The following is a 4,825-nucleotide window of genomic DNA, read 5'->3' as shown; positions in this document are numbered from 1 at the left end:
ACGCTTATAATTCGATGCCGGTAAGGTCGTACCATAAAACACTTGGGCTATACGTGTGAGATTGACTGAACGAACCTTTACCAGTGCTAGAATAAATTGGGCTAGCAAGGTGACTCGGGCTTGATGCCAACCAAAAACCCCTTTAAGCTCTTTGGTGAGTGAATTGATCTCTTTCATTGTTTTACAATTCTTCATGGTTTCGCAGCCTGAATTGTAATACCAATGAGGGATTAATTCACTTCTAACTAGTTGATTTTTCTCATTTATTCAGCTTTTTGTCCTGTACATAGACCATTACTTTAAAAAACAACTTGATAAACTAGATGAACCAGTTTAGATCAGCTCAAACAATAAGGGCGCAAAATCTGCGCCCCCCTTACGGGTCCCTTCTGACACTTTTATTACAACACGCTGGTCCAATCCCCGCGATAAACGCAAAAATTTCGGCCTAATAGGCCGCACCACCATATACCCTTTTCATTAATAAAAACAGAGACTTAAAGGTGCGATATCTGAGGCGAACAGGATGACTTCTCCTTTGATTGAAAAATGGAGTATTAGCCAAATGGCACAGCTCTTTAATATGTGCCGCAAAACCGTTTCAAAGCGACTGAAAGAGATGGAAATTAAACCGGTTGGTAAACTGAAAGGCTATGATGTGTATGCGTCTGACCAGGTTGGGCCTGCGCTATTTGGTAGTACTGAACTCTCTGATCTGCATGACCCAAAAAAAATGAAGCCTAAGGATCGTAAAGACTGGTTTCAGGCGGAGAATGAGCGGCTTAATTTTGAGCTGCGTGAAAGCCAGCTCTGTGAGGCAGAAGACGTACGACGTACACTGAACACAGTTGTTCAAGTCCTGATTCAGGCCTGTGGAACCCTACCAGATCACTTGGAACGCAAATGTGCCTTACCTCCTAAAGCCTTAACAGCCGTTGAAAATGTTGTGAATGATGTACGGCAGTCGTTGTATCACCAGTTAAAACATGCATTGCGAAACGAATAATATTGCCGATGATGTTGCTGAAATTATCAAACCACCCAGCAGGTTATCCGTTAGTGAGGCGGTTAAACAAACCTTAAGAGTTCCCAAAAATAACGGCAATGGGAGTGATCCATGGTCCCCGGAAATCACCCCTTATATCATCGAGCCACTGGATTGTTTAAACAGTCGTGAGTATACCGCTGTCTTTTTTGTCGGTCCGGCACGTACGGGTAAAACCCTGGCGTTTGGTGAAGGCTGGTTAAGCTACGTTATCGCTCATAATCCGGGCGATATGCTGATTGTGCAAATTGCCCAGGAAAAAGCACAAGAGTACTCCAAAAAGCGGGTAGATAGGGCAATTAACTGTAGCCCTGAGTTAGCGAAACGTTTGTCACCACGATCTCATGACAACAATGTCCACGATAAAATATTTCGGGCGGGTAATTATTTAAAAATCGGTTGGCCTACTAAAAACATCTTATCCAGCTCAGACTATAAGTATGTTTTTCTTACCGATTATGATCGCTTAAAAGTCGATATTGATACCGAAGGCGATCCGTTTACCCTCGCCAAAAAGCGCACCACAACCTTTATGTCGAGTGGGATGACCGTAGTCGAGTCGTCTCCAGGTAAACCCATAATTGATTTACGTTGGGAGGCAAATACCCCTCATGAAGCACCACCTTGCCAAGGCATTTTAGGGTTATATAACCAGGGGGATCGAAGACGTTTATATTGGCCCTGTCCACACTGTCAGGAATGGTTTCAACCCATCTTTGAACGATTGCATTGGGAAAAGCACACTGACCCAGTTAAGGCTTCTGAAAGTGTTTATATGCGCTGTCCTCATTGTCAGCTGCGTATTGAACCAAGCCAAAAAGATGAGCTTAACAATCAGTGCCGTTGGTTGGCTGAAGGTCAGCAGTTAACTGCGGCAGGTGAGGTCATTGGGGAAAAACGACAATCGCGGTATGCCAGCTTTTGGATGGAAGGCCCAGCAGCAGGGTACCAAACCTGGCAAGAATTGTTGTATACCTACTTGTTAGCGGAACAGCATTATGAACAAACAGGAAGTCAGGAAAAGTTTAAATCAGTATTTAATATCGATTTAGGCCGCCCTTACTTCCCGATTCTTAATGAGTATCAGCGTACCGCCAAAGGCTTAAAAGCACGAGCAGAACCCTTAACAAAACGCACGATACCTCATGGTGTCCGGTTCTTAACCGCTGCCATCGATGTGCAAGCCGGTAGTCGTCGCCGGTTTGTGGTACAGGTAGAAGGCTGGGGAGAAGGGTTAGAGCGATGGCTCATTGATCGCTTAGCGTTACGGTATTCCCCGTATCGCATTGATGAAGATGATGAACGTTTACCGATTCATCCTGGTGCTTATGCCGAGGACTGGGATGTATTGCTGGATAAGGTATTGAATAAAGCCTATACCTTAGCTGACGGCTCTGGTCGGGTAATGGGTATACGCATGGTGGCGTGTGATTCCGGTGGTGAGGATGGCGTGACGGATAATGCTTATGCCTTTTACCGCAAAGTCAAAAAACAAGGTTTGCAGCACCGCTTTATGCTGATTAAAGGTGACCGCCATACTCAGCAAAAAATGCGAGAAACCTTTCCGGATAATACCCATAATTCGCAGCGTAAAGCCAAAATCTATGGTGATATTCCGTTACAGCTATTGAACACCAATTTATTCAAAGACGCGTTAAATAATGTATTGGATCGAGACATACCCGGTCCAAAATATTTTCATTTTCCGGATTGGCTACCCTTAAGCTTTTATGAAGAACTCACGGCTGAAACTCGTAACGCTGAGGGGAAATGGGAATCTTTGGGTGGACCCAATGAAGCCTGGGACTTGTCCGTTTATAACAGCGCCTGTGTCCACAAACTGCAGGCTGAAACTATTAACTGGGCTAACCCGCCCGCTTGGGCGCAGCCATGGGATGAAAACACGTTGGTTTTTGATCCTGAAGTGACCAATCTTAATGAAGCCTCAAAGCCAAAACCATTAGATTTATCAGCATTAGGGAGAGCCCTTGGATGAATACCGAGCAACGTTTATTGGAAGCACGACAAGCCTTGCATCAACTGAAAACAGGAGAATTAAGGGCATCCATCCGTGATGCGGATGGGGCGATGGTGACCTACCATAAACCTGAGGATTTAAAGCATTATATTCACCAGCTCGAAGCCGAAATTAATCAGTCCAAACAGCGTCGCGCTTTTAAGTTTATTTTTTGATAGGTAATAATCGTGTTATTTTGCGAAAAAATTTAACGATATTGATACATATAAAAAAATAATTAGAAAAAGAATATAATTTAAAAACTATTTTTACTAATCAAGGCACTGATTTAAAAGAAAATCCCAATGACCTCCCATCTCAACACATGTATCAATATGTAATTGGCTTGAGTCAAAATCAAACAGCCAAAAAATAAATCCAGATGCTGTTAACACAGTTAATAAAATAACACTTAATAATATGCTGCTTAGTACTAATAATATCTTTTTATTACTTGCACCCACGATCTAATTAATCCTTATTTAATTTTCAATATATTACCATGTCATGTCTCATTGACACCACAGGCAATCCATTAACCATGGAATTACAGCCGCTATCTACACAATCTGTCCAACAAAGTATGGATTTTTGGCAACCCGCTTTATTATCCATTGATCGTGAACACCTGCCAGAAATGCCCCTGCTTAATAGCCGGGCTAGGGATATTAAACGTACCCATGGTTATGCGAATGGTGCGGAACAAATTTATGTGGATAATATTGTCGGCCATCAGTTTCGCTTATCCGCCAAGCCGAATTATAAAGTGCTTGGTTTGGATGCAGAAAAAGCCAGCCTCTGGGCCAAGGATGTTGAAGCGCGTTTTACGGATTGGGCGGAAGATCCGGACTGTTGGATTGATGCGGAAGAAAAGCGTACGCTGACCATGATGGCACGGGAGTCTGTACGACACTATGCCAGCCAAGGGGAGATATTAGCATCAGCGGAATGGCGGCGAGCTTCCAATAATCACCGACCACAGACTTGCATTAAATTAATCGACAGTGAACGCTTAAGTAATCCGTTTGAACAAGCCGATACTCAACGCTTAAGAGCCGGTGTTGAATTAGGTCCACGTGGCCAGGCAATGGCCTATCATATTCGTTGCGCCCATCCAGGGGATGTCGATTTAGCGTTGGATGCCTATATCTGGAAAAAGATCAAACGGCGTAAGCCGTGGGGTAGATTGCAAATCCTGCATGTGTTTGAGCCTGAACGTCCGGACCAAACACGGGGCATTAATGTCTTTGTCAGCACTTTGCGCAACCTAAAAATGCTGGAGCAATTCCAGGATGCTACGCTGCAAAATGCCATCGTGAATGCCATGTATGCAGCGGTGATTCAATCAGAGTTTGATCCTCAAACGGTGCTGACGGCCCTGGGTGGCGGCGAGCCAAATAATAGTAACCAAAATACGCTGAACAGTTATATGCAAGCGGTACAAAGTTATCATCAAGGGGCCAATAATATTCGTTATACTCGATTCCGGAGTTTTTAATACTTGACTAGCTGGGTAAGATGGTTCTGAGAAGACTGGACTACAGCCAGGGCTCCTTTTCTTCGCCTTGCAAAGAACGATCAACACCCCGACTGCAGACCAGTTGTGTAGTAATATACCGCTTCTGTCTATCAATAGCGACTACTAGACGACGGTTTGTGATTATTAACCCTACACCACATGTAAAGAAGTTTGTTCAAGATATCAGCGGTGTTTTAGCCGCTTCTCAGCAATCTGCTGCATTCACTCATGCACAATGCCTGTG

At 43.9% G+C, this 4,825-nt stretch carries 5 protein-coding genes and 1 pseudogene; 4 read left to right on the top strand and 2 right to left on the bottom strand.

Features of this window, described 5'->3' with window-relative positions; genetic code table 11:
• Positions 1-177, bottom strand: a pseudogene (locus tag F607_RS36250) (IS4 family transposase); the annotation flags it as partial.
• Between the two features lie 349 nt (positions 178-526).
• On the opposite strand from F607_RS36250, the gene F607_RS0124740 reads away from it, so the two are divergent.
• The 3 genes from F607_RS0124740 to gpW are packed head-to-tail and all read left to right on the top strand — an operon-like array spanning position 527 to position 3,238.
• Positions 527-1,006, top strand: coding sequence for a DUF1441 family protein (locus F607_RS0124740; RefSeq protein WP_027710181.1), 480 nt, complete (start codon positions 527-529; stop codon positions 1,004-1,006).
• Positions 987-3,041: a phage terminase large subunit family protein gene (locus tag F607_RS31705; RefSeq protein ID WP_051311816.1), complete on the top strand. Its 2,055-nt coding sequence runs from the start codon at positions 987-989 to the stop codon at positions 3,039-3,041. Before F607_RS0124740 ends, F607_RS31705 begins: the two co-directional genes overlap by 20 nt.
• Entirely contained in the window at positions 3,038-3,238 is a 201-nt protein-coding gene (gene gpW, locus F607_RS0124730) for a gpW family head-tail joining protein (RefSeq protein WP_038292203.1), read from the top strand. Before F607_RS31705 ends, gpW begins: the two co-directional genes overlap by 4 nt.
• Before the next feature lie 96 nt (positions 3,239-3,334).
• Here gpW and F607_RS0124725 read toward each other — a convergent pair whose 3' ends face one another.
• Positions 3,335-3,526 (bottom strand): hypothetical protein, encoded by a 192-nt coding sequence (locus tag F607_RS0124725; protein WP_027710179.1) that lies wholly within the window; start codon positions 3,524-3,526, stop codon positions 3,335-3,337.
• A 38-nt stretch (positions 3,527-3,564) separates the two neighbouring features.
• Between F607_RS0124725 and F607_RS31700 the strand changes: the two genes are divergently transcribed.
• Entirely contained in the window at positions 3,565-4,560 is a 996-nt protein-coding gene (locus F607_RS31700; protein ID WP_084611407.1) for a phage portal protein, read from the top strand.
• Positions 4,561-4,825: the final 265 nt, after the last annotated feature.

It is taken from the genome of Zooshikella ganghwensis DSM 15267 (assembly GCF_000428585.1).
In the GTDB taxonomy this organism is placed as follows: Bacteria; Pseudomonadota; Gammaproteobacteria; order Pseudomonadales; family Zooshikellaceae; genus Zooshikella; species Zooshikella ganghwensis.
Note: the sequence above shows the minus strand (reverse complement) of the source record. Positions and strands in the feature narration are given on the sequence as shown.

Coding starts and splice junctions, on each gene's coding strand:
- F607_RS0124740 (WP_027710181.1), top strand. CDS start 527: ATGACTTCTCCTTTGATTGAAAAATGGAGTATTAGCCAAATGGCACAG.
- F607_RS31705 (WP_051311816.1), top strand. CDS start 987: ATGCATTGCGAAACGAATAATATTGCCGATGATGTTGCTGAAATTATC.
- gpW (WP_038292203.1), top strand. CDS start 3,038: ATGAATACCGAGCAACGTTTATTGGAAGCACGACAAGCCTTGCATCAA.
- F607_RS31700 (WP_084611407.1), top strand. CDS start 3,565: ATGTCATGTCTCATTGACACCACAGGCAATCCATTAACCATGGAATTA.